This is a genomic window from Phenylobacterium sp. RIFCSPHIGHO2_01_FULL_69_31, assembly GCF_001824475.1.
Taxonomy (GTDB): Bacteria; Pseudomonadota; Alphaproteobacteria; order Caulobacterales; family Caulobacteraceae; genus Phenylobacterium.
Map to the genome: position 1 here is coordinate 225,984 of NZ_MHXN01000014.1, position 22,819 is coordinate 248,802.

Annotated in this window: 24 protein-coding genes and 1 pseudogene; 13 read left to right on the forward strand and 12 right to left on the reverse strand. The window is 70.3% G+C overall.

All coding sequences use genetic code 11. The features are described from left to right. Window positions 1-37 precede the first annotated feature (37 nt). The 3 genes from rlmN to A2790_RS10400 are packed head-to-tail and all read left to right on the forward strand — an operon-like array spanning window position 38 to window position 2,503. Entirely contained in the window at window positions 38-1,204 is a 1,167-nt protein-coding gene (gene rlmN, locus A2790_RS10390) for a 23S rRNA (adenine(2503)-C(2))-methyltransferase RlmN (protein WP_293390908.1), read from the forward strand. A gap of 47 nt (window positions 1,205-1,251) precedes the next feature. After that, window positions 1,252-1,671, forward strand: coding sequence for a DUF350 domain-containing protein (locus tag A2790_RS10395; protein ID WP_068874615.1), 420 nt, complete (start codon window positions 1,252-1,254; stop codon window positions 1,669-1,671). A 1-nt stretch (window position 1,672) separates the two neighbouring features. Beyond that, window positions 1,673-2,503 carry a serine protease gene (locus A2790_RS10400; protein ID WP_293390911.1) on the forward strand — a complete coding sequence of 277 codons (831 nt, stop codon included), beginning with the start codon at window positions 1,673-1,675 and terminating at the stop codon, window positions 2,501-2,503. On the opposite strand, the gene A2790_RS10405 is transcribed toward A2790_RS10400, so the two are convergent. Together A2790_RS10405 and A2790_RS10410 are read right to left on the reverse strand one after the other, a co-directional pair. Next, window positions 2,500-4,191 (reverse strand): MFS transporter, encoded by a 1,692-nt coding sequence (locus tag A2790_RS10405; protein WP_293390914.1) that lies wholly within the window; start codon window positions 4,189-4,191, stop codon window positions 2,500-2,502. The genes A2790_RS10400 and A2790_RS10405 overlap by 4 nt on opposite strands. A gap of 35 nt (window positions 4,192-4,226) precedes the next feature. Continuing rightward, the gene (locus A2790_RS10410) at window positions 4,227-5,768 is read right to left on the reverse strand and encodes a response regulator (protein ID WP_293390917.1); all 1,542 of its coding nucleotides are present in this window, start codon (window positions 5,766-5,768) and stop codon (window positions 4,227-4,229) included. Between the two features lie 163 nt (window positions 5,769-5,931). Here A2790_RS10410 and A2790_RS24435 point away from each other — a divergent pair. From A2790_RS24435 to A2790_RS10425, 4 genes and pseudogenes are all read left to right on the forward strand, one after another. Continuing rightward, a pseudogene (locus A2790_RS24435) lies at window positions 5,932-6,096 on the forward strand (helix-turn-helix transcriptional regulator); the annotation flags it as partial. A gap of 115 nt (window positions 6,097-6,211) precedes the next feature. Continuing rightward, window positions 6,212-6,562: a hypothetical protein gene (locus tag A2790_RS10415; protein ID WP_293390920.1), complete on the forward strand. Its 351-nt coding sequence runs from the start codon at window positions 6,212-6,214 to the stop codon at window positions 6,560-6,562. Between the two features lie 190 nt (window positions 6,563-6,752). Beyond that, a complete protein-coding gene (locus tag A2790_RS10420) occupies window positions 6,753-7,115 on the forward strand; it encodes a hypothetical protein (protein ID WP_293390923.1) in 363 nt (120 codons plus the stop codon). 74 nt (window positions 7,116-7,189) lie between these two features. Next, window positions 7,190-7,651 (forward strand): hypothetical protein, encoded by a 462-nt coding sequence (locus A2790_RS10425; protein WP_293390926.1) that lies wholly within the window; start codon window positions 7,190-7,192, stop codon window positions 7,649-7,651. Here the strand turns inward: A2790_RS10425 and A2790_RS10430 are convergent. The 7 genes from A2790_RS10430 to rdgB form a co-directional block, all read right to left on the reverse strand. Next, the gene (locus A2790_RS10430) at window positions 7,594-9,135 is read right to left on the reverse strand and encodes a YifB family Mg chelatase-like AAA ATPase (RefSeq protein WP_293390929.1); all 1,542 of its coding nucleotides are present in this window, start codon (window positions 9,133-9,135) and stop codon (window positions 7,594-7,596) included. The genes A2790_RS10425 and A2790_RS10430 overlap by 58 nt on opposite strands. Before the next feature lie 140 nt (window positions 9,136-9,275). Then, complete coding sequence (gshB, locus tag A2790_RS10435; protein ID WP_293390932.1) at window positions 9,276-10,217, reverse strand: glutathione synthase; 942 nt, start codon at window positions 10,215-10,217, stop codon at window positions 9,276-9,278. Between the two features lie 70 nt (window positions 10,218-10,287). Continuing rightward, complete coding sequence (locus A2790_RS10440) at window positions 10,288-11,103, reverse strand: transglutaminase family protein (protein ID WP_293390935.1); 816 nt, start codon at window positions 11,101-11,103, stop codon at window positions 10,288-10,290. A 7-nt stretch (window positions 11,104-11,110) separates the two neighbouring features. Continuing rightward, on the reverse strand, window positions 11,111-11,482 hold the full coding sequence (locus A2790_RS10445) for a YraN family protein (RefSeq protein ID WP_293390937.1): 372 nt from the start codon (window positions 11,480-11,482) through the stop codon (window positions 11,111-11,113). Next, entirely contained in the window at window positions 11,479-12,342 is an 864-nt protein-coding gene (gene rsmI / locus A2790_RS10450) for a 16S rRNA (cytidine(1402)-2'-O)-methyltransferase (protein ID WP_293390940.1), read from the reverse strand. Before rsmI ends, A2790_RS10445 begins: the two co-directional genes overlap by 4 nt. Before the next feature lie 125 nt (window positions 12,343-12,467). Next, entirely contained in the window at window positions 12,468-13,616 is a 1,149-nt protein-coding gene (gene hemW / locus A2790_RS10455) for a radical SAM family heme chaperone HemW (RefSeq protein WP_293390943.1), read from the reverse strand. Further along, window positions 13,613-14,212, reverse strand: coding sequence for an RdgB/HAM1 family non-canonical purine NTP pyrophosphatase (gene rdgB / locus A2790_RS10460; RefSeq protein ID WP_293390946.1), 600 nt, complete (start codon window positions 14,210-14,212; stop codon window positions 13,613-13,615). The genes hemW and rdgB overlap by 4 nt, the downstream gene beginning before the upstream one ends. Before the next feature lie 403 nt (window positions 14,213-14,615). Between rdgB and A2790_RS10465 the strand changes: the two genes are divergently transcribed. Continuing rightward, a complete protein-coding gene (locus tag A2790_RS10465; protein WP_068876676.1) occupies window positions 14,616-15,173 on the forward strand; it encodes a DUF2975 domain-containing protein in 558 nt (185 codons plus the stop codon). Between the two features lie 9 nt (window positions 15,174-15,182). Next, entirely contained in the window at window positions 15,183-15,422 is a 240-nt protein-coding gene (locus A2790_RS10470) for a helix-turn-helix transcriptional regulator (RefSeq protein ID WP_293390948.1), read from the forward strand. A 351-nt stretch (window positions 15,423-15,773) separates the two neighbouring features. Here the strand turns inward: A2790_RS10470 and rph are convergent, their stop codons facing one another. After that, window positions 15,774-16,487 (reverse strand): ribonuclease PH, encoded by a 714-nt coding sequence (rph, locus tag A2790_RS10475; RefSeq protein WP_293390951.1) that lies wholly within the window; start codon window positions 16,485-16,487, stop codon window positions 15,774-15,776. Between the two features lie 143 nt (window positions 16,488-16,630). Here rph and hrcA point away from each other — a divergent pair, with 143 nt between their 5' ends. The 3 genes from hrcA to dnaN all read left to right on the forward strand — a co-directional run bounded on the left by hrcA (window position 16,631) and on the right by dnaN (window position 19,573). Continuing rightward, entirely contained in the window at window positions 16,631-17,656 is a 1,026-nt protein-coding gene (gene hrcA, locus A2790_RS10480; RefSeq protein ID WP_293391441.1) for a heat-inducible transcriptional repressor HrcA, read from the forward strand. A 16-nt stretch (window positions 17,657-17,672) separates the two neighbouring features. Next, window positions 17,673-18,272, forward strand: coding sequence for a nucleotide exchange factor GrpE (gene grpE, locus A2790_RS10485; RefSeq protein ID WP_293390954.1), 600 nt, complete (start codon window positions 17,673-17,675; stop codon window positions 18,270-18,272). Between the two features lie 182 nt (window positions 18,273-18,454). Further along, on the forward strand, window positions 18,455-19,573 hold the full coding sequence (gene dnaN / locus A2790_RS10490; protein ID WP_293390957.1) for a DNA polymerase III subunit beta: 1,119 nt from the start codon (window positions 18,455-18,457) through the stop codon (window positions 19,571-19,573). Window positions 19,574-19,611: 38 nt separating this feature from the next. Here dnaN and A2790_RS10495 read toward each other — a convergent pair whose 3' ends face one another. Next, window positions 19,612-19,899, reverse strand: coding sequence for a zinc-finger domain-containing protein (locus A2790_RS10495; RefSeq protein ID WP_082765337.1), 288 nt, complete (start codon window positions 19,897-19,899; stop codon window positions 19,612-19,614). Window positions 19,900-19,992: 93 nt separating this feature from the next. On the opposite strand from A2790_RS10495, the gene A2790_RS10500 reads away from it, so the two are divergent. Next, window positions 19,993-20,940 carry an ABC transporter ATP-binding protein gene (locus A2790_RS10500; protein WP_293390963.1) on the forward strand — a complete coding sequence of 316 codons (948 nt, stop codon included), beginning with the start codon at window positions 19,993-19,995 and terminating at the stop codon, window positions 20,938-20,940. Window positions 20,941-20,943: 3 nt separating this feature from the next. Here the strand turns inward: A2790_RS10500 and A2790_RS10505 are convergent, their stop codons facing one another. Then, on the reverse strand, window positions 20,944-22,755 hold the full coding sequence (locus A2790_RS10505; RefSeq protein WP_293390965.1) for a DEAD/DEAH box helicase: 1,812 nt from the start codon (window positions 22,753-22,755) through the stop codon (window positions 20,944-20,946). Between the last annotated feature and the right edge of the window lie 64 nt (window positions 22,756-22,819).

Below are 22,819 nucleotides of genomic sequence, written 5' to 3' on the forward strand. Positions count from 1 at the left end.
CACCTATATTCGCCGCTCTCCAGAAGGACCGAATTCCTTGGGCGTGACCCTCGATCTCAGCCGCGCGCCGGCCCGGCCCACTACTGCGACGGCCCCAACAAACCTGACGGGCCTCAGCCGCACCGAGCTGGCGGCCGCGCTGGTGGACGCGGGCGTCGTGCCGAAGGACAAGGCCAAGATGCGCGCCAGCCAGCTGTGGCGCTGGATGCATCACTACGGCGTCACCGACTTCGCCCAGATGACCGACGTCGCTAAGGAGACCCGCGCGGCCCTGGCCGGGGCCTTCAGCCTGGCCCGCCCGGAAGTGGTGGAGCGCCAGGTGTCGAAGGACGGCACCCGCAAGTGGCTGATCCGCATGGGCCCGGGGATCGAGGTCGAGACCGTCTACATTCCCGACGTGGGCCGGGCCGGGGCGCTGTGCGTCAGCTCGCAGGTCGGCTGCACCCTGAACTGCACGTTCTGCCACACGGGCACCCAGGCGCTGGTGCGCAACCTGACCGCGGCCGAGATCGTGGCCCAGGTCCAGGTCGCCCGGGACGACCTTAGCGAATGGCCCTCGCCCAAGGAGGATCGCCGGCTCTCGAACATCGTGTTCATGGGCATGGGCGAGCCGCTCTACAATCTGGATAACGTGGCCCAGGCCATCGACATCATCGCCGACAACGAGGGGATCGCCATCTCCCGGCGGCGGATCACCGTGTCGACCTCCGGCGTCGTGCCGCAGCTCCAGGCGCTCGGCGAGAAGACCCAGGCCATGCTGGCCATCTCGCTGCACGCCACCAACGACGAGCTGCGCGAGAAGCTGGTGCCGCTCAACAAGAAGTACCCGCTGAAGGAGCTGATGGACGGCATCCGCGCCTATCCAGGCCTCGGCAACGCCAAGCGGGTGACCTTCGAATATGTGATGCTGAAGGGCGTCAACGACAGCCCGGCCGAGGCCAAGGCCCTGGTCCAACTGCTCAAGGGCATCCCGGCCAAGATCAACCTGATCCCGTTCAATCCCTGGCCGGGGACCGAGTACGAATGCTCCTCCTGGTCCACCATCGAGCAGTTCGCGGCGATCCTGAACCGCGGCGGCTACGCCTCGCCGATCCGCACGCCGCGCGGCCGCGACATCCTCGCCGCTTGTGGGCAGCTGAAGAGCGAGAGCGAGAAGCTGCGTGCGTCGGCGCGCCGCAAGGCCGCGGCCGAAGCTTCGGAATAGAAGCGCCGCTGTGGTAACCCTGCGCCCGCAGTAACGGGGACGCGTCCATGCCGATACCTTCGCCTGAGATCCAGGCCTTCGCCTCCGGCTTCCCGGTATTCCTGGCGCACGCCGGGGTGACCGTGCTGATCCTGTTCGCGGCGGCGGCGCTCTATGTGCTGCTGACCCCACACAAGGAGATCACCCTCATCCGCGAGGGCAACACGGCGGCGGCCGTGTCGCTGGGCGGCGTGCTGCTGGGCCTTGCGATCCCGCTGTCGGCCTCGCTCCGGGCTTCGACCAACGTCATCGAGATCGGGCTGTGGGGCGCGGTGACCGTGGTGGTCCAGCTCCTGGTCTTCCGGCTGGTGGACATGCTTCTGCGCGGCCTCCCGCGCCGGATCCAGGAGGGAGAGATGTCGGCCGCGGCCCTGCTGGTGGGAGCGAAAGTCGCCACCGCCCTGATCATCGCGGCGGCGCGCAGCTAGGATGCGCTTTCCGCGGCTGCCGGACTGGGTGGTCTATGCCGCGATCGTGGTGGCGCTGCTGTTCGCCGCCCTGGGCCGAGACGAGCGCACCGACGCGCCGCCGCCGCCGCCCAAGGGCGCCGACCCGCTGGGCGAGGCGCTGGGCCCTGCATCTCCCTTCGACCCTTCGGTTGTCGTGGATGTGCCGGACACTGGCGGTCCCGCCGCCGGAACCGCCTTTTCCATCGCCCGCGCCGGGGTCTGGCTGACGGCCCGCCACGTGGTCGACGGCTGCAAGCGGGCGGCGATCGTCGTGGGCCCGGAGACCGGTGTCGCGGTGAACGTCCGCGTCGATCCGCGCGGGGAGGCGGCGCTGCTGTTCACCGAGGGCGGATCGGCGCCGCTACCCCTGGCGCTGGCCGAACCCTTGAAGCGCGGCCAGCGGGCCTTCCACCCCGGCTTCCCGCAGGGCGAGCCCGGGGAGGCCAGCTCCAGGCTGCTGGGCCGCGAGAACCTGGTCGTGCGCGGTCACGGGGCGCGGACCGAGCCGGTGCTGGTCTGGGCCGAGACCGGGCGGACCGAGGGCTTGCAGGGCACCCTGGGCGGTCTGTCAGGCGCCCCGGCGCTCGACGCCCAGGGTCGGGTGTTGGGCGTCACCATCGCCGAGAGCCCGCGGCGGGGACGCATCTACACCACGGCGCCGGAGATCGTCCGCGCCACGTTGGCCGCCAGCAACCGCCGCGCCGATACCGCCGCGGTGGGCGAGTCCATCACGCCGCAGAACTATTTCTATGTGGCCGACGACTTGCGCCGCGAGTTGCAGGTGGCCCAGGTGGTCTGCCTCGACAACTAGTCGCGCTCGGCCGCCGGCTGCCGGCGGGCCACCAGGAAGGCCAGGATCACGGCCGCCACGCCGACCAGCGCCGAGTAGAGGAAAAAGACCAGATACCCGGCTCCCAGCGCCGCCGGCGTCACCTGCGACTTCTCCATGGCGCCCGCATACGCCTCGGGGGGCAGGCGGACGAACAGCGCCTTCAGCCCGCCGAACGCGCCGCCCGCGTCGGCCGAGGCGGCGGACGACTCCACGATGCGCCCGGACTGCGAGGCGACCAGTTTCCCCGGCAGGGCGTAGAGCGACGAGAACAGCGCATACTGGGTCGCGGTGAAGCCGGCGGAGGTCAGGCTGGACATGTAGGCGATCAGGCAGGTGCCCGCGATGCCGCCGGCGATGTTGTCGATACCGATCGCTACGAAGAGGGCCCAGAGCTGCGGTCCCTGGGTGGCCAGCCAGGCGAACGCCAGATTGCTCAGGGGGCCGGCGAAGGCGCCCACCACCAGGGCCCGCATCATGCCCAGCCGGGCTACGGAAAAGCCGCCAAGGCCCACGCCGATCACCGTCATCACGACGCCGAACACCTTGCGGGCCTCCGCGATCTCCACCTTGGTGAAGCCGAGGTCGGCATAGAACGGGTTCATGATGTTCAGCACGAAGTCCGACAGCCGGTAGAGGCAGATCAGCGCCAGGATCAGCGCCGCCACCCCCTTGTAGCGCCGTAGGAAGTCGGCCAGCGGCTCGCCCAGGGCGGCGAACAGATAGACGCCGGGCCGGGTCTTCAGCCCTGGGATCGGGCAGACCGCCAGCACAATGACGGCCAGACCCGCCGCGACCGCGGCGAGCTGGAAATAGACCCCCTGTGGCTTCATCGCCCAGGCATCGGTGAGGGCGAGGCCCGCGTCCGGCAGGCCGATGGCGGAGAGGCCCGCCGCCAGCAGCGAGGCGTCGGCCGCCAGGCCCGTTCCCAAGAGCAGGGCGCCCAGGGCGAAGACCGCCAGGCGCGCGATCCATTCGGGCAGCTCCAGCGCCGGCCGGCTGGGGACACCCTCGGCGTGGATCGGCCGCACCGCGTGGACTTTCTCGCGCGGCGCGCCCAGGACGCCGGCCACGCCCAGCAGCATCAGCCCGGCCATCACGGCGTAGGAGGCGCTCCAGCCGTAGGCCTCGGCCAGCAAAAGGGGGGCTGCGCCCGCCACGATCATCGCGACGCGGTAGCCCCACTGGTAGGCGGCGGCCATGGCGCCCTGTTTCTCGACCTCGGCGGCTTCGATGCGCCAAGCGTCGATGACGATGTCCTGGGTGGCGGACACAAAGGCGACGAAGGCTGCGAAGGCCGCCATCAGCGCCAGGTTCGTCGCGGGGTCGACGCCCGAGATCAGCCACAGGCCCAGCATCAGCAGGACCTGCAGCACGATCATCCAGCTGCGGCGATGGCCGAGAAGCCGGGTGAGGCCGGGCACCTGGGTGCGGTCGATCAGCGGCGCCCAGAGGAACTTCAGCGAATAGCTGAGCGTGGCGAGCGCGAAGATCGAGATGACCTTCAGCGACAGGCCCGCCTCGCGCAGCCACAGGGACAGGGTGTCGAAGATAAGCAGGTTCGGCAGGCCGGAGGCGAAACCCAGGGCCAGCATCACCAGGGCCCGGCGCTCGAAGAAGACCGCGATGGCCGACAGCGCGCTCCGCCTCGGTTCCGCTTCAGCGCTCATGGGGTCTCCGGAAGGGGAGCCCCCCGGGGCTCCGCTCAGCCGAACTTGGCGCGCGCCGCCGGCTTCGGCAAGGCGGAGACGGTCCAGCGGGTCAGCGCGGCGCGCAGGGCGTCGGGCGACAGCGGCTTCACCAGGAAGTCGTCCATGCCGGCGGCGAGGCAGGCGTGGCGGTCGTCCTCGAAGGCGTTGGCGGTGAGGGCGACGATCGGGGTCTTGATCCCGCCCGCGCGCATCCGCCGGGCCGTTTCCTCGCCGGAGAGGCCCGGCATCCGCATGTCCATCAGGACCAGGTCGAAGACGCCGACCTCGGCCGCCGCCAAGGCCTCGGCGCCGCCGACAGCGTGCTCCACTTCGCAGCCCTCGCGATTGAGCAGGGCCTTGGCGAGCAGGGCGTTGATGGGGTTGTCCTCGACAAGCAGGATCCGTGCGCCCGGGGCGGCGGCCGTCGCGACGCGTTCGTCCACCTGGGCGGGCTGGCTCGGGTCGGCGGCGGCGCCTGCCGCGATCAGCACACGCTCGGCCAGCGAGGCGCGGCGCAGCGGCTTGATGAGGTAGCCGGCGAATCCGGCGCGGCGATAGCGGGCGAGGCGCTCGCGCTCGTCCGGGGCCAGCAGGACGATGGCGTGGCGCTGGAGCGGGGGCCGCAGGGCGCCGTTCGCCGCGGCCAGGCTGGCGTCCACCAGGATCACGTCGCCCGGGCGTGTGCGGGCGATGGCTTCCGGCAGGGCGGCCGTGGCGACCACCTCGCCGCCGCAGGCCTCGATCTGCAGTCGCGCGGCTTCGCGGACCACCGGATTGGGCGAAGCGATCCCCACCGTCCGGCCCTCGAGAGGCCGCGTGGGTATGACCGCCGGGATGGTCGGAAACGCCGCCTCGAACCAGAAGCAGGCGCCGCCGCCAGGTGCGGTTTCGACGCCCACCTCGCCGCCCATGGCGCGCGCGAGCCGCCGCGCGATGGCGAGCCCCAGGCCTGCGCCGCCGAGGTCGGCGTGTGCGGCCTCGGCCTGGGCGAATTCCTCGAAGATGCGTTCGCGGTCGCTCTGCGACACGCCGGGGCCGGTGTCCTCGACGCGGAGGCGCAGGCGACCGGGTTCGGGCGAGGACGCTGCGATCAGAACGCCGCCGGTGTCGGTGAACTTGACGGCGTTTCCGGCGAAATTGAGCAGGATCTGGCGCAGGCGCCCCTCGTCGGCGTGGACGGCGGCCGGTGCGGGCGGCGCCGCCCAGGCGATCTCGACGCCCTTCTCACGAGCCCGCGGAGACAGGAGCTCGGCGACGCTGCGCAACAGTCCCTCGACCTCCATGGGCGCCGGGTGCAGCTCAACGCGGCCGGCGCCGAGCTTGGCGTAGTCCAGGACGTCGTTCACGAGGGTCAGCAGGTGTTGGCCGCTGTCGTGGAGCGCCGACACATAGGCCTTCTGCTCGGCGGTGAGCTTGGTCCCCTCCAGCAGGCGGGCCATCCCCAGCACCCCGTTCAGCGGGGTACGGAATTCATGGCTCAGCGACGCGAGCTGTTCCGCGCTGATCTGGGCGCGGTTGGGTCGGCGCTCGGACAGGGGTCGAGACGGTCTGCGCATGGCCGGGAAGGCTTAGGGCCAACGGCTTAACGGTGAGTCAAGCGAGCGTCGGATATGCTACAAAACAACGCGAACCGCTGTTTTGTCCCCGACCAAGTAGACGCCGCGCCGAAGCCGTCGTTTACTGTCGAGCGAGGTCCGTAGTGCGCTTTGGGGGGGCGTCATGAACCCTGTCGAGCTTCTGACGCAGAGAGAGCGCGATTGCCTGCGCCTCGTGGACCAGCACCTGAGCTCCAAGCAGATCGCCCGCGAGCTCGGGATGTCGAAGACGTCGGTGGATACCTATTGCGACCGCGCCCGCCGAAAGCTGGGCGTCGACGACCGCTTCAAGGCGGCCAAGCTCCTCCGTGACGTGGAGGTCAATCCTGTCCTGATTGAATCAGGACACGACGCGATCAGGACAGACGCGCCGCCTCAACCTTGGCCCGATGAGGCGTCAACTGATGAGGCGTCCGATGGGTCAGCAGCCGGGTTTCGAGAACAGAGCGGTGGTTGGGAGGGCGCTTCGCCTTCGCCGGGAGATCGACGACTTCGAGGCGCGATGGCCGGCCCTGGCGAAGCGGGAGGAGCTTCTTCCCGGCTTCTCCTGGACGCAGCTCGAGCGGCAGCTCGTCGATCTCTCGGCGACGCCGACGCAGGCCGAGATGGCGCGGCACCTGGTGTCCGCCACGCGGAAACTGGCGCCGTTCAAGCCGCCGGAAATGGTGCTTCGGGAAATCCTCTGCCTGACCTGGGTTCTCCTGGACGAGAACTTCAAGGGCGAGCCGGAAGCTGGACCCGCCGCAACGAGCTGAGCCCCGCGCTCCGGCTCGGCGCGATCGTCGGGATCGCCCTGGTCACGGCCCTCGCGTTCGGAGGGATGCTGGCCGGGCTTCATTACCTGAACGACCTGGCGGCCAGTTTACTAAAGGCCTGAACGGCCAGGAAACCCAGTTACGCAACAATCGAAGCGCGCCGTGACCACGCCGCGCATGGAGAGAACTCATGCTCAAAGAACGCCGCATGGCCGCCGAGCAAGTCGCTGGCGCGCTGTTCGAAGCCGAAGCCGCGATCGACGCGGCCCTGTCCAAGACCGCCCAGCTCGCCGGGGTGATGCCCGCGCTGCGCAAGGCGGCCGGCGCCTCGGCCCTCATCGGCCAGGACGCCGTGGAGCGCGCCAGCCAGGCCATCACGGCCCTCGCCCAGGCCCGTCGCGCGATCGTTGAGACCCACAAGGAACTCAGCGTGGTCCAGGGCCAGATCGGCCTGGGGGCGGTGAGGATGGCCGGGGAAGGCGGAGACAAGCCGCCGCCTGAGGGCCTGCAGGTCGAGCGGGTCCGCATGCGGAGCCTGCGCATCGCCTCCTGAGGGCGGCGGCTGTTTCCAACTCGCCCTGACGTCTGCCACATTGCGGCCCTCGGCAACTCCGGGGGCCGCCTTCCTTGACGACCTATCAGCTTCCGCCATTCGTCTGGCCCACAGCGCTGATGAGCGTCTGCGCTCTGGCGGCCTGGCGGGGTCGTGATGTGGAGCGCCTGGCGGCGGCAGGCTATCTCGCCGCCTGGGCGCTCACCCTCGTCGCGTTCCGGGCGGGCGCCCGCGACATCCAGTGGTCTGTAATGATCATCGATGTCGCGCTCCTCGGCCTGCTGTTCGGCATCGCGCTCAAGAGCCGGCGATATTGGCCGCTCTTCTCGGGGGCCTTCCAACTGCTTGCGGTCGCGACCCATGTGGCCGTCGCCCTCGATTCCGGTGTCTCCGGATGGGCCTATCAGACCGCCGGTATCATCTGGGGCTATCTGGTGATCGCGGCGATCGGCTACGGCGCCTGGACCGCGCCGCGGCGCTATGCGGAGATCGAAGCCATGCCGGACAGCGACGTCCCGGGCGCCACCCGGCGGTAGATCAGCGCCTCGGCGATGTGGACCCGGCGCACTGGGCCCGACCCTTCCAGGTCCGCAATGGTGCGCGCCAGACGCAGGGTCCGCGTCCAGCCGCGCGCTGAAAGCCCACCCTGTTCGGCGGCCTTGGCCAGCAAGGCGCGCGCAGGTGCGTCGAGGTCTGCGATGGCGTCCAGGAAATCGCCCTCGGCCTGCGCGTTGAGCGGCGCGCCATCGGTCCCGGCGGCGCGGTCCGCCTGCATCGCCCGCGCCTGCAGCACCCGGGCGGACGCCTCGGCCGTGCCCTCCGCGGGCGGCGGCAGGGCCATGTCCGCGGCGGTGACCGGCGGAACCTCCACCTGGAGGTCGATGCGATCCATCAGCGGACCGGAGATCCGCGCCTGATAGTCGGTCTGACAGCGCGGAGCCCGGCCGCAGGCGCCGCGGCCCGCGCCGCCGTGGCCGCAGCGACACGGGTTCATGGCGGCCACCAGCTGGAAGCGCGCGGGATAGCGGACGTGGGCGTTGGCGCGCGCCACCACCACCTCGCCGGTCTCCAGCGGCTGGCGCAGGCTGTCCAGCGCCTGGGCGCCGAACTCCGGCAGTTCGTCCAGGAACAGCACGCCGTTGTGCGCCAAACTGACCTCGCCGGGCTTGGCCCGGAGGCCGCCGCCAGTCAGGGCGGCCATGCTGGCGGAGTGGTGCGGCGTTCGGAAGGGGCGCGCGCGGCTGAGCTGTCCCTTGGCGATCAGCCCGGCCACCGAATGGATCATCGAGGTTTCCAGCAGCTCGGCCGGGGTCAGCGGCGGCAGCAGGCCGGGCAGGCGCGCAGCCATCATGGACTTGCCCGACCCGGGCGGCCCCACGAAGCAGAGGTTGTGGCCCCCGGCCGCGGCGATCTCGAGCGCGCGCTTGGCGTTCTCCTGGCCCTTGACGTCGCGCAGGTCGGGCACCCGCTCGCCGTCCAGCATGTCGCCGGCCTTGGGCTGCGACAGGATCTGGGTCCCACGGAAATGGTTCACGAGGGCGATCAGGGACGGCGCCGCCAGCACCCGGGTGTCGCCGGCCCACGCCGCCTCCGGGCCGCAGGCTTCGGGACAGATCAGCCCCAGGCCGAGTCCGCCCGCCGCCACCGCCGCGGGCAGGGCGCCGGCCACCGGCGTGATCCGGCCGTCCAGCGCCAGTTCGCCCACCGCCGCCCAGTCCTCCAGCGCATCGGGCGGGATGATCCCCATCGCAGCCATGATGGCGAGGGCGATCGGGAGGTCGTAATGGCTGCCCTCCTTCGGCAGATCCGCGGGGGCCAGGTTGGCGATGATGCGGCGGGCGGGCAGGGCCAGGCCCAGGCCCTGGAAGGCCGCGCGGACCCGTTCGCGGCTCTCGGACACGGCCTTGTCGCCCATGCCGACGAGGAAGAACTTCTGCTCGCCGCCGGTGAACTGGACCTGCACGTCGACGCGCACCGCTTCGACGCCCCGGAAGGCCAGGGTCACCACCCGCGCCGACATCCCTCAACCCCTTGTGGTCCGCCTCAAGTTATCCACAACCCAGCACACGGCCTGGCTCGGATCAAGAACAAAAAACGAACTTATGGGGAAAGTAAGACGTTTCCGTAACTTCCGGACATATCTTAGACGACAATCTAAACCTATGCGCGTAGCGCCTCAATCCGGCGCCACATCACCTCCGTGGCATCGATGCCGGTGAAGCGCTTCAGCGCCACGGCGCCCGTGGGAGAGGTCACGTTGATCTCGGTCAGCCACTCGCCGATCACGTCGATGCCGACGAAGATCAGGCCCCGGGCCTTGAGCTCCGGCCCGATGGCGGCGCAGATCTCGCGGTCGCGCGCCGACAGCTCTACGGGCTGGGCCTCGCCCCCTACCGCCAGGTTGGACCGGATCTGGCCCTTGGCCGGCACGCGGTTGATGGCGCCGACCGGCTCGCCGTCGATCAGCAGGATCCGCTTGTCGCCGCGGGTCACCGACGGAAGGAATTTCTGCACGATCACCGGCTCGCGCCCGAGCTCGGCGTGCAGCTCCAGCAGGGTGTCGAGGTTCGGATCGTCCTTGAGGTGGCGGGTCACGCCCGAGCCGCCGCGGCCGTTCAGCGGCTTCAGCACGATGTCGCCGTGCTCCGCGCGGAAGTCGAGGATGGCGGCCCGATCCCAGGTGATCAGGGTCGGCGGCTGCAGGTCCGGGAACTTGGTGACGAACAGCTTCTCCGGCGCGCTGCGCACCTCGGCCGGGTTGTTGACCACCAGGGTCTTCGGGTGGATCGCTTCCAGGAAGAAGGTGGCGTCGATGTAGTGCATGTCGAACGGCGGATCCTGGCGCATCAGCACCACGTCGAATTCGCTGAGCTCGACCTTCCGCATCTCGCCCAGCCGGGCGTGGTCGCCCTTCACCCGCTGGACCGTCACATCGCGGCCGCGGGCGAAGATGCGGCCGTTCTCCATCGCCAGCGTCGTGGTCAGGTAGACGAACAGGGAGTGGCCGCGCGCCTGGGCCGATTCCATCATCAGGAAGCTGGTGTCGCCCTCGATGTTGATCCCTTCGATGGGGTCCATCTGGACGGCGACCTTCAGGGACATGCGCGGCTCCTCGGGGAATGGCCCCGCCGACATAGGGGGTCCGAGCGCCGAGCGCCAGCCAAGCTGCCCGTCAGTTCAGCCGCAGCCGCACGCGTTCTCGCTGGGCGCGGGCCGCGAGGGCGGCGCCGCCATCGAGGGCCGTGGCGCGCTGCAGGGCGACCAGGGCTCCGGCCAGCGCCCCCTGGCCCTCCCGGGCGGCGGCCACGTCGAGCCACGGGCGGTGGTCGGTGGGATCCAGCAGGGCCCGGCGCAGGGCCGCCCGCTCGGCGCGGGCGAAATCGCCGTAGGCGCTGGCGTTGGCGAACATGATGTTCTGCAGGCGCAGCAGCACCGCCCGGTCGCTCACGGGCGCCATGAGCCGGTCGAGCCGGTCGGCGACGTTGGGGGTGAGCCCCGCATGCAGGGCGCGGCGCGTGAGCTCCGACGGCAGCACCACCCGGCCTTCCGAGAACGGGTCCAGCGCCAGCGGCCCCTCGTCGGTCTCGATCCGCAGCAGGAAGTGGCCCGGGAAGTCGACGCCCTGCAAGGTCAACCCGCACTTGCGCGCCGCGTGCAGGTAGAAGAGGGCGATGGTCACGGCCAGGCCCTTGCGGCGGCTGGCGACCGAGATCACGTCCGCGTTCTCCGGGTCCTCGATGGTGAACAGGTCGCCGGACAGGCCCATGTCGCCGGCCATGGTCTCGGCGATCGCTTCCTCCGGGCTCTCGCGCTTCAGCCGCTCGGCCAGGCGTTCGACGCTAATCGCCGCCATTTCGCGCGCCGCCGCGGGATCCCGGGTCGGATCCTCGTGGATAGCGCAGGCGATGGCGGCCTCCAGCAACGGGAAGGCGCCTTCGGGGGCGCTCCCGGCTTCCGACAGGATGTTCTCGGCCTCTTCGCGATCCATCCCGGCCTCAGTCCCCCTTCCAGGCATCGGGAATATGCCTAGGAAGCTTGCCCGGGGCGAGGGCAAGTAGATCCAGGCGGACCGTGCAGGCTGCGAGGGCGGGCCGATTGGCCGCGAGGGCGGCGCCTGCGCGCCGCAGGCGGTCGCGCTGGTCGAGGGTGACGGTCTCCAGCGCCGCCTCCAGGCTGGTGCGGCTCTTCACCTCCACGACGGCGAGCACCGGCCCGCGCTTAGCCAGGAGGTCGATCTCCGCCTGGGGCGTCTTCAGCCGGAAGCCCAGGATGCGGTAGCCCTTGGCCATCAGCCAGGCGGCGGCCCAGGCCTCGGCGCGCCGGCCCGAGAGCCGCGCCGCCGCGCCCCGGGCCGCGCGAACATTCACCGCTTCAGCTCCAGCGCCCGGCGGTAGAGGTCGCGTCGCGGCAGGCCCAGCGCCTTTGCCACCTCGGCCGCGGCGTCCGCGGGCTTCAGGCGCGACAGCGCATCGGCCAGCGCCGCGTCGGCGTCGGCCGGCGTCGCTTCGACCTCGCGGCCCGGGGCCACCAGGATCACGATCTCGCCTTTGGGCGCGTCCAGCTTCGGGTCTGCGGCGAGCCCCGAAAGCGGTCCGCGGTAGAAGGTCTCGTACAGCTTGGTGAGCTCGCGGCAGACCACCGCCTCGCGGTCGCCCAGCACTGCGGCCATGTCGGCCAGGCTGTCGGCGAGGCGCGAGCCGCCCTCGAAGAAGACCAGGGTGGCGCGCACGCCGGCGAACTCGGCCAGGAAGGTGCGCCGCGCCGCGCTCTTCGGCGGCGGGAAGCCCACGAACAGGAACCGGTCCGTCGGCAGGCCGGCGGCGGACAGGCCGGCCAGAAGCGCCGAAGCCCCGGGAATCGGGACCACGCGATGCCCCGCCTCCGCCGCCTCGCGCACCAGCCGGTAGCCGGGGTCCGAGATCAGCGGCGTTCCGGCGTCGGAGACGATCGCCACCCGCTGCCCCTCGGCCAGCGCCGCCAGCACCCGGGGCCGGACCCGATCGGCGGCGTGCTCGTCGTGGCGCTCCATCCGGCCCTTGATGCCGAAGGCGGCCAGCAGCTTGCCGGTGACCCGGGTGTCTTCGGCCAGGATCAGGTCGGCCTGGTGCAGCACGTCCAGCGCGCGAAGCGTGATGTCGCGCAGGTTCCCGATCGGCGTCGCCACCACATAGAGCCCGGGCGCCAGCGGGGCTTCGTCGAAGGCGGGGGTGGGCAGGGCGCGGGCCATGGCGGGAGGGTTCGCCGCTCCGGCGCGCAAAGGCAAGCTCAGCGACCATTGCAGGCGCAACCGAGATCGAGCCGCCAGGGTTGCATGTGACCCCAGGATCGGGTGTTCCGCGCCGCCTTCCGGGGTCAACCGGCGGCCAGTTCGGCGGTCAGCCGGTCCAGAACCTGCCGGCCTGCCGGGGTCGCCCGCAGGCGGAATGGATCGTCGGCCACGAGGCCGAGCTCCACGAGGCGGCGGACCCTGGGGTGTGCGGGTCCGAGACCCAGGGCGGCGAGTTCCGCGAAGGGGACGCCCTCGGCGATGCGCAGGCCCAGCAACACCCGCTCCTCGGCGGCGGCCATCGGGCTCAAGGCCTCCCGATCCGCGAAGCCGGTCCCCCTCTCCGCGACGCGGCGAATGTAGTCGGCCGGGCGGTCGGCGGCGGTGGTCGCTTCACGCACCCCGCCGAGCGTCAGACGGCCGTGGGCGCCGGGGCCGGCGCCGACGTAGTCCCAGCCTTTCCAGTAGACGAGGTTGTGGCGCGAGCGTGCCGCCTCGCCGCGGGCGTGGTTCGACACCTCGTAGGCCTGGAAGCCCTGGGCTTCGAGGGTGGCCTGGGTGGTCTCGTAGAGGTCGGCGGCGAGGTCCTCGTCGGGCGGTGTGAACGTTCCGCGCCGCACCGCGCGATCGAAGGCGGTGCCCTGCTCGATGGTCAGCTGATAGGGCGACAGGTGCTCGGCGCCGAGGGCGATGGCGGCTCTCAGCTCTTCGGACCAGGCGTCCGCGGTCTGGCCGGGCAGCGCGTAGATCAGGTCCAGCGACAGGCGCGGGAAGGCGCGCGCCGCCGCCTCCGCCGCCCGCCGGCCCTCGGCGGCGTCGTGATTGCGGCCCAGGAACCTCAGCGCCGCGTCGTCCAGCGCCTGAAGGCCCAGGGACAGCCGGTTCACACCGGCCTCGGCAAGGGCGGCGAACCGGCCGGCCTCGGCGTCGGTGGGGTTCGCTTCGAGGCTCACCTCAAGGTCCGCGGCGGGCGTCCATAGGCGCTGGGCCGCCTCCAGGATCTCCGCGGTCCACGCCGGATCCATCAGCGACGGCGTGCCGCCACCGAAGAACACCGAGACCAGCTCGCGCGGCCCGGTCAGCGCCCGCTGCGCCTCCAGGTCGGCGACGATGGCGCGCGCGAGCGCCGCCGCCTCGGCGTCCCGGCCCTTGGCCTTGAAGACGTTGAAGTCGCAGTAGGGACAGATGCGCGCGCAATAGGGCCAGTGGACATAGACCCCGAGCGGGACGGTCAAAGCAGGGCAGCCTTGAGCTTGGCGAAGGCGCGTGCCCGGTGGCTCATGGCGTCCTTCGAGATGGGCGCCATCTGACCAAAGGTGATGTCGTGGCCTTCCGGCAGGAAGATCGGGTCGTAGCCGAAGCCCTTGTCGCCGCGCGGGGGGAAGGTCAGCGTCCCGTCCACCCGGCCCTCGACCACCACGGCGGGACCGTGCGGCCAGGCGACGGCCAGGGCCGAGGTGAACCAGGCCGAGTAGTCGTCGGCGCCCACTTCCTCCAGCCGTTCCTCGACCTTCCGCATGGCCATGGCGAAGTCCTTTTCCGGCCCGGCCCATCGCGCCGAGAAGATGCCGGGCGCGCCGTCCAGCGCCGTCACCGACAGCCCCGAGTCGTCGGCGAGGGCGATCAGGCCGGAGGCGTCGGCCGCCGCTCGGGCCTTGAGCAGGGCGTTGCCCGCGAAGGTCGTCTCGGTCTCGTCGGGCTCCAGCAGGCCCAGCTCGCCCGCCGCGACCAAGTCGAAGCGGCCGTCCAGGATCTCGATCAGCTCGCGCACCTTGCCCGGGTTGTGGGTCGCCACCACCAGTCGGGCGCCCGGCTCCAGCTTCAGGGACATGATCTGCTCCGCACTCTCACAGGGCGCGGACATTACCCGCGGCCCGGCGTGTTGCATTGCAAAAGTTTAATATCGTTACTCGATATTCACGTGATCGAAAATCGATGTGGGCGTATCGATAATCACATCAGGACGACGGGTCCTGAACCACCCAACGCTGCAGCGCAGCAAACCGAAAGAGACTGAAAATGTTCGCCAATGTCATGAACCAACTCGACCGCGCCGCCATGACCTTCGTTGTCGTCCTGGCCGCCATGCCGATCCTCAGCATCGCCGCCCGCGCCGCCTTCCTCTAAGACTCCGGTCCTTGAGCTTATGAGGATCGTCCGATCCGCCCCGGCCCTGGCCTGAACGGCCACGCCGCGGCGGATCCAGACGGCCACGCAGGGGGAGTTCGTCAGGCATGCGCGCCTTGGGTCCGGGTTCGGTTTCGAGCTTTCTGAAGATCATTCTGGATGTGGTCTTCGCAGCCCTCTGGATCGGCGTCGCCGCACTCTCGCTGATAACGCTCGCGGCGCTGCTGCTGAGCTTCAACCCCGATCTCCTCGCCAACCTCACACGGGCCACCGACCCCGGCGCGATCGCGCGGGACAGCGCCCTGGGCGAGCTGGCGACCAACGGTTCATCCATCACCAGCGGCCTCCTGGCCGCCGCGCTCTACCTCGCGGGCATCCTGGTCATCGTGGGATCGCTCCGGCGCATCTTCGCCACCCTGACCGCCGGCGACCCCTTCCACCCCGACAACGTGGCGCGCCTGCGCCTGATCGGCCTGATGCTGGCGGGGCTGGAACTGGGGCGCTACGCCTTCTGGGCCGTCAGCGCGTGGCTCCTTCCGGGCGTCAACCGGATCGAACCCAGCATGAGCCTCACCGCCTGGTTCTCCGTCCTCGTGGTCTTCGTGCTCGCGGAGGTGTTCCGCGAAGGCGCCCGCCTGCGCCGCGAAGCCGAACTCACGATCTAGGTCCGCCCGATGCCGATCCGTGTAAGCCTCGACCGCGTGCTGCTTGAGCGACGCATGTCGCTGACCGAGCTGGCCGACCGCGTGGGCGTCACCATCGCCAACCTGTCGATCCTGAAGACCGGCAAGGCCCGCGCTGTGCGCTTCTCGACCCTGGCCGCCCTCTGCCGCGAACTGGACTGCCAGCCCGGTGACCTCCTCGTGTACGAGGCCGGCCCCGACGACGGGTTCCTCGACGACGAGGGGGAATAGGCTCCGGCCGCGCAGGATGCTGCGCCGCAATCGGACCATGCGGCATTGCAGCGCAGATTTATTCATCGAGACGGGAAATCATTGAATCCCGCGAGGGAAGAGCCTATCTGCCCAGCTACATTGCACTGCACAATGGAGTGACGCAGATGGTCGCCCTGATCGAAAAGTTCCTCGACGCGATGTTCGCCCCGCTGGCGCGCGAACTCGAGCGCCTGCCGGCTTCGGCGATGCGCTTCAACGTGTTCTTCTGATCCAACAGGGCCCGGTCTCGCCGTAGGCGACGGCCGGGGTCCGAGAACGCAAGCGGCGCCGTCCCTGCCCGGGCGGCGCCGTTTTCGATTCCGAGTCGGCTCAGGCCGTTGCAGCCCGCTGCATTTCGCACAGCTCGCCGATGCCCTTGCGGGCCAGCGAGAATAGGGCCTCGAATTCGGCTTGGCTGAAGCCGCGCTTCTCGCCGGTCGCCTGGATCTCGACGATGTCGCCCGAGCCGGTCAGCACGAAGTTCGCGTCGGCCTCGGCGTTGGAATCCTCTTCGTAGTCCAGGTCCAGCACCGGCGTGCCGGTGAAGATCCCGCAGCTCACCGCCGCCACCTGGTCCAGGATCGGGTCGGTCGCGATCACGCCCTCGTCGAGCAGGTACTTCGTGGCCAGCCGCAGCGCGACCCAGGCCCCGGTGATCGACGCCGTGCGGGTGCCGCCGTCCGCCTGCAGCACGTCGCAGTCCAGGGTGATCTGGCGTTCGCCCAACGCTTTCAGGTCGATGACCGCGCGCATCGAGCGGCCGATCAGGCGCTGGATCTCCTGGGTGCGGCCCGACTGCTTGCCCTGGGCGGCCTCGCGGCGGCCGCGGGTGTGGGTGGCGCGGGGCAGCATGCCGTATTCGGCGGTGACCCAGCCCTGGCCCTTGCCGCGCAGGAATCCGGGAACGCCCTCTTCCAGGCTGGCGGTCACCAGCACCTTGGTGTGGCCCGCGGTGATCAGGCACGAGCCTTCCGCATAGCGGGTGACGCCCGTCTCCAGGGTGATCGGGCGCAGCAGATCGGGGGTGCGTTCGGACGGGCGCATGTGCGAGGGTCTTTCGGGTGCGGCTTGCGCCGGTTCGGGCCGCGCTTATCCTAGATCGCGATGACGCCGTCCATGGGCCAGAGAGGCCGCTGAAAACCGCCGTGCCACCGACGCTGTTCTCGCATGGGCCCACGCTCACCGACATGGACTCCCGGGCTCGGGAGATCTTCCGCCGGATCGTGGAAAGCTATCTTGAAACCGGCGAGCCGGTTGGCTCGCGCACCCTTTCGAAGGCCGGGGTCTCGCTGTCGCCGGCCTCGATCCGCAACACCATGCAGGATCTGACCCAGCTCGGTCTTCTGGGCGCGCCGCATGTCAGCGCCGGGCGGCTGCCCACGCACGCGGGCCTGCGGCTGTTCGTCGACGGGCTGATGGAGGTGGGCGACGTCGGCGACGAGGAGCGGCGCAACATCGAGGCGCGGCTGAAGGCGCACGGGCGCAACTACGAGGACGCGCTGAACGAGGCCTCGAAGATCCTCTCGGGTCTGGCCGGCGGCGCCGGCGTGGTCGTGACGCCGATGCGCGATGCAGGCGTGACCCACGTGGAGTTCGTCCAGCTCTCGGGCGACCGTACGCTCGCGATCATGGTCTTCGACGACGGGGCGGTGGAGAACCGGCTGATCCGCCTGCCCGCCGGCGTGACCCCGTCGGCGCTGCAGGAGGCTTCCAACTTCCTCAATGCCCGCCTGCGCGGCCGCACCCTGGGCGAAGCCAAGGCCGACCTGCGCACCGAACTGGATCGCGCCCGCCAGGAGCTGGACGCGACCGCCGCCAAGCTTGTCGAGGACGGGCTGGCGGCCTGGGGCGGCGGCGAGGCCGAGGAGCGGGCGCTGATCGTGCGGGGCCGGGCCAACCTGCTGGAGGACCGCGACACCCTGGAGGATCTCGAGCGCGTCCGGTCCCTGTTCGAGGACCTGGAGCAGAAGGAACAGTTGATCCAACTGCTGGACGGGGTCCGCGACGGCGAGGGGGTGCGGATCTTCATCGGCGCGGAAACGCGACTCTTTTCCCTTTCGGGTTCCGCTGTGATCGCCGCGCCCTATATGACGGGCGCCCAGAAAGTCGTGGGTGCGATCGGCGTGATCGGCCCCGCCCGACTGAACTATGCCAGGATCATACCGTTGGTGGATTACACTGCCCGGGTGCTTGGCCAGGTGATGAACACTTAGGGATACGACGACAGCTATGTCCGAAGACAACACGCCCGCCGACCTCGACGCCGCGGACGGCACGGATGCCGATGCGCCGGCGCTGCTGGCCGAAGTCCAGGCGCTGAAGGAGCAGGTGCTTCGCTACGCCGCCGACGCCGAGAACACCAAGCGCCGGGCCGAGCGCGAGATGAACGACGCCCGGGCCTACGCCATCACCAAGTTCGCCCGCGACCTGCTGGGCGTGGCGGACAATTTCGACCGTGCCCTGGCTTCGGTTCCCGCGGACGTCGATGGCCCGGCGAAGAACTTCATCGTCGGCGTCGAGATGACGTCCAAGGCGTTGCAGAGCGCCTTCGAGAACAACGGCCTGAAGAAGATCGACCCGGCCAAGGGCGAGAAGTTCGATCCCCACAAGCATCAGGCGATGATGGAACAGCCCGGGACGGACGTGGAGCCGGGCGGGGTGATCCAGGTCCTGCAACCGGGCTATGAGTTGCTCGGGCGGCTGGTCCGCCCCGCCATGGTGGTTGTGGCGGCGAAGGTCGCTGGCGCACCGAAGCCCGAGGGTGGGGCCAATCCCTATGCCTCCGACGAGGGCGCCGACGCCGGCGGGTCGGTCGATACCCGCGCCTGACCGCGGTTTCGTGACGTCAGCGATACGCCCCGCGGCCTCCGTGGGGCGTTTTGCTGTGGGCGAGGCCGCCTCGCTCTTTCACAGCGTTGCGATTTCGCTAATGTCGCAAGTCCCCTCTTTTCGGGGCGCACGCCGGCACGGGTGATTCGCCGACGGCGGGCGATTGGCGAGCCGGGACCGAAATGAAGCTTACGATCGAACGCGCCGCGCTGCTCCGCGCGCTGGGACACGTGCAAAGCGCCGTCGAGCGCCGGAACACCATCCCGATCCTGTCGAATGTGCTGCTGTCGGCCGAACGGGACCGGCTGACCTTCTCTGCGACGGACCTCGACCTCGAGATCATCGACGAGGCCATGGCCCAGGTGGACCAGCCCGGCCAGATCACCGCGCCGGCGCACACCCTCTACGAGATCGTGCGCAAGCTGCCCGAGGGCGCCGACGTCTCGCTGAGTTTCACGGGTGAGGATCCGCGCCTGACGGTGGCGGCCGGCCGCTCGCGGTTCAACCTGCCGGTCCTGCCGGCGGGGGACTTCCCGGTGATGTCGGCCGAGGGTTTCTCGGGCCAGATGGAGGTCGACGTGAACGACCTCATCCGCCTGATCGACAAGACCCGCTTTGCGATCTCGGCCGAGGAGACCCGCTACTATCTGAACGGTCTCTATGTTCACACGGTGGTGGTGGACGGCAGCCCGCGCCTGCGCGCCGTGGCCACCGACGGCTCGCGCCTGGCCTTGGCCGACATGGCCGCGCCGGAAGGCGCCTCGGGCACGCCGGGCGTCATCGTGCCCCGCAAGACCATCGGCGAACTGCGCCGCCTGCTGGAGGACGCAGGCGAGAACGTCACCCTGCAGATCAGCCCCCAGAAGGTGCGGCTGGAGATGAGCGGCGCGGCCCTGACCTCAAAGGTCATCGACGGCAACTTCCCCGACTACGCGCGGGTCATCCCCAAGGACAACAACCGCACGGTCATGGTCGACGCCAAGCTCTTCGCCCAGGCGGTGGACCGCGTGGCGACCATCTCGGCGGAGAAGAGCCGCTCGGTCCGGATGGCCATCGAGTCGGGGCGGGTGGTCCTGACCGTCCGCAACATGGAAGCCGGCCAGGCGGTGGAAGAGCTGGAGATCGACTACGACGGCGAGCCCTTCGAGCTGTCGTTCAACGCCCGCTACTTGCTGGACATCACGGACCAGATCTCGGGCGGCTCGATGGAGCTGCGCTTCGGCGGCCCGAACGATCCGGCCCTGGTCCTCGACCCGGGCGATGCGGACGTCCAGTACATCCTGATGCCGCTCCGGGTTTGACGGACGAATTGCTCCCCCATCGGGGGGAGGAATTGGCCTCAGTGTCCGTGCGGGCCTTCGTAGACGCCGGGCGCCAGGCGTTCATCCTCCGGGCCCTCGCTGCCGGCCGCCAGCACGAAGCGGCGATCGCAGTACGGGCACTCGACGAAGGTCGCCTCGCCCATCTCCAGCCAGACGCGCGGATGACCCAGGGCGCCGCCGACGCCGTCGCAGGCGATGCGGCCGGTCCGGACGACGATCACCTCGGGCGGGTTCGCGTCCACGATGAGCGCCGGCTTGGCGGGCGCCGGTTCGACTTTGGGCTTCGCGACAGCTTTACGGGCCATGATCTTCGTTACCTTGAGGGCCGCCCGCTTGGCGCAGGGTCGGCGCGCGCCTAGGTATGCGAGCGCGGCTTTCGCCGTCAACGACAGGACGACATGGACCTTCCGGAATACGCGATCGAGGCCAAGAACCTCGTCAAGACCTACGCCGCCACCAAGACCACGCCGGAGATGCAGGCGCTGAAGGGCCTGGACCTGGCGATCCCCCGCGGCTCGATCTTCGGCCTGCTGGGGCCGAACGGGGCCGGCAAGTCGACCTTCATCAACATCCTGGCCGGCCTCTGCCAGAAGACCTCGGGCACGGTCTCGATCTGGGGCCGCGACATCGACAAGTCACCGCGCGACGCCCGCGCCGCCATCGGCGTGGTGCCGCAGGAAATCGCCGCCGACCCATTCTTCACGCCCAAGGAAGCCCTGGAGGTCGCCGCCGGCATGTACGCCGTGCCGAAGTCCGAGCGGCGCTCGGACGAGTTGCTGGCCGCCCTGGGCCTGGCCGACAAGTCCAAGGCCTATGTCCGCCAGCTCTCAGGGGGCATGAAGCGCCGGCTGATGGTCGCCAAGGCCATGGTGCACAACCCGCCGGTGCTGATCCTGGACGAGCCCACCGCCGGCGTGGACGTGGAGCTGCGCAAGCAGCTCTGGAACTATGTGCTGGAGCTGAACCGCAAGGGCGTGACCATCGTGCTCACGACCCACTACCTGGAAGAGGCCCAGGAGCTCTGCGACCAGATCGCGATCATCAACCGCGGCCAGGTCGTAGCGTGCGAGCCCACCACCACGCTGCTGCGCCGGATGGACACCCGGATGGTGCTGGTGACGCCCGAGGAGCCCTTGCCCGCCGCGCCGAACCTGCCGGGATTCGAGACCAAGCTCCTGAAGTCCGGCGGGTTCTCGGTGACCTATCGCACCGGCCAGTCCAGCGTCGAACAGGTGCTGGCGGCCATCCGCGCCGCCGGCCTGCACATCCGGGACATCTCGACCGAGGACCCGGACCTGGAGGACGTGTTCGTCTCGCTCACCTCGGCGCCGAAGGTCGAGGCCTAAAGGCTAGAAGCCGCCCTGGTTCGGCTTTCCCTTCCCGCGCTTGGGCGGGGGACCCTTACGGGGCGGGCCATCCTTGCGCGGACCGCCGGGCCGGGGGCCGGCCGAACGCGGGCCGGCGGGACGGGGCCCCGCGGGATGAGGGCCATCTCGCCGGGGCGGGCGTGGGCCTGACCGTTCGGGTGCGGCGCCGGGCGGGCTGCCCGGGTTGATCCGGATCTCGCCGGCGTCGGCGGCAGCCTTCACCGCCTCGCGGAAGCGCGGTTCGGCCTCCTTGCTGATTTCGAACTTGGTCTCGTGGTCGAAGATCCGAATGACCCCGATGTCCTTCTTCGTCACGTGGCCGAGGCGGCAGATCAGCGGCACCAGCCACTTGGGGTCGGCGTTCTTCGAGCGGCCGACCGGCAGGCGGAACCAGGTTCCGTCGCTGACGCCGGGCAGCTCGTCGCGGGGCGCGCGTTCGGGCCGCGGCGGGCGCGGTCCCCGGTCGGCGCCGCGGTCGTGGCTGGGCACGTCGCCGAACATCTCCTCCGGCTCGGGCAGGCGCGAGCGGTGGAGGCGGATCAGGGCGGCGGCAACGGCCTCGGGGCTGCGGTCGGCCAGGATGCGCTTGGCCAGCTCCAGGTCTTCCGGGCTGGGCTCCTCGGTCAGCAGCGGGCTCTCCAGCAGGCGGGCCTGATCCTTGGCGCGGATCTCCTCGGCCAGCGGCGCCCCCGACCATTCGACGTCCAGCTTGGCGAGCTGCAGCAGCCGCTCGGCCTGGCGGCGCTTGGTGTGCGGCACGAGGACCACCGAGGTGCCCTTGCGCCCAGCGCGGCCCGTCCGGCCGCTGCGGTGCAGGAGCGCGGCGGTGTTCGACGGTAGGTCGGCGTGGATCACCAGCCCCAGCTCGGGCAGGTCGAGGCCGCGGGCCGCCACGTCGGTGGCGATGCAGGCCCGGGCGTGGCCGTCGCGCAGGGACTGCAGCGCATCCGACCGCTCCTTCTGCGACAGCTCTCCCGAAAGCTGGACGACCGCGAAGCCCCGCTCGCGTAGGCTGCCGTAGAGGTGCCGCACCCGCTCGCGGGTGGCGCAGAAGATCAGGGCGCCGGGGCTCTCGAAGTAGCGCAGCAGGTTGACCACCGCGTTCTCCACCTCGTTCGGCGCCACGCGGACGGCGCGATACTCGATGTCCCCGTGGGCCTCGTCGCGGCGGATGGTGTCGATGCGCACGGCGTCGCGCTGGTAGCGCTTGGCCAGGGAGGCGATCTCCTTGGCGATCGTGGCCGAGAACAGGAAGGTGCGGCGTTCGGCCGGCGTGGTGTCCAGGATCTCCTCGAGATCCTCGCGGAAGCCCATGTCGAGCATCTCGTCGGCCTCGTCGAGCACCACGACCTTCAGCGAGCCGAGGTCCAGGTTGCCCCGCTCCAGGTGGTCGCGCAGGCGGCCCGGCGTGCCGACCACGATGTGCGAGCCCATGGCCAGCGCCCGCTGCTCGCGCCGCGCGTCCATCCCGCCGACGCAGGTGGCGATGACGGCCCCGGCTTCGCGGTAAAGCCATTCCAGCTCGCGGCTGACCTGCAGGGCCAGCTCGCGGGTGGGGGCGATTACCAGGGCCAGGGGGGCCGCCGCGCGGTCGAAACGCGCCGCCTCGCCGAGCAGCGGCTCGGCGGCCGCCAGGCCGAAGGCAACGGTCTTGCCCGATCCGGTCTGCGCCGAGACCAGCAGGTCGCGGCCGGGCTCGGCGGCCAGAACGGCCTCCTGCACGGGGGTGGGCTCACGATAGCCCTGGGCGCCGAGCGCCTGGGCCAGCGCCGGATGGGTGGTCGGAAAAGGCATGGAAAGTCCTTAGTCGCGCTTCAGGCGCGAAATGGCGGCCCTTGGACGCCTCATCGCGCCCAAA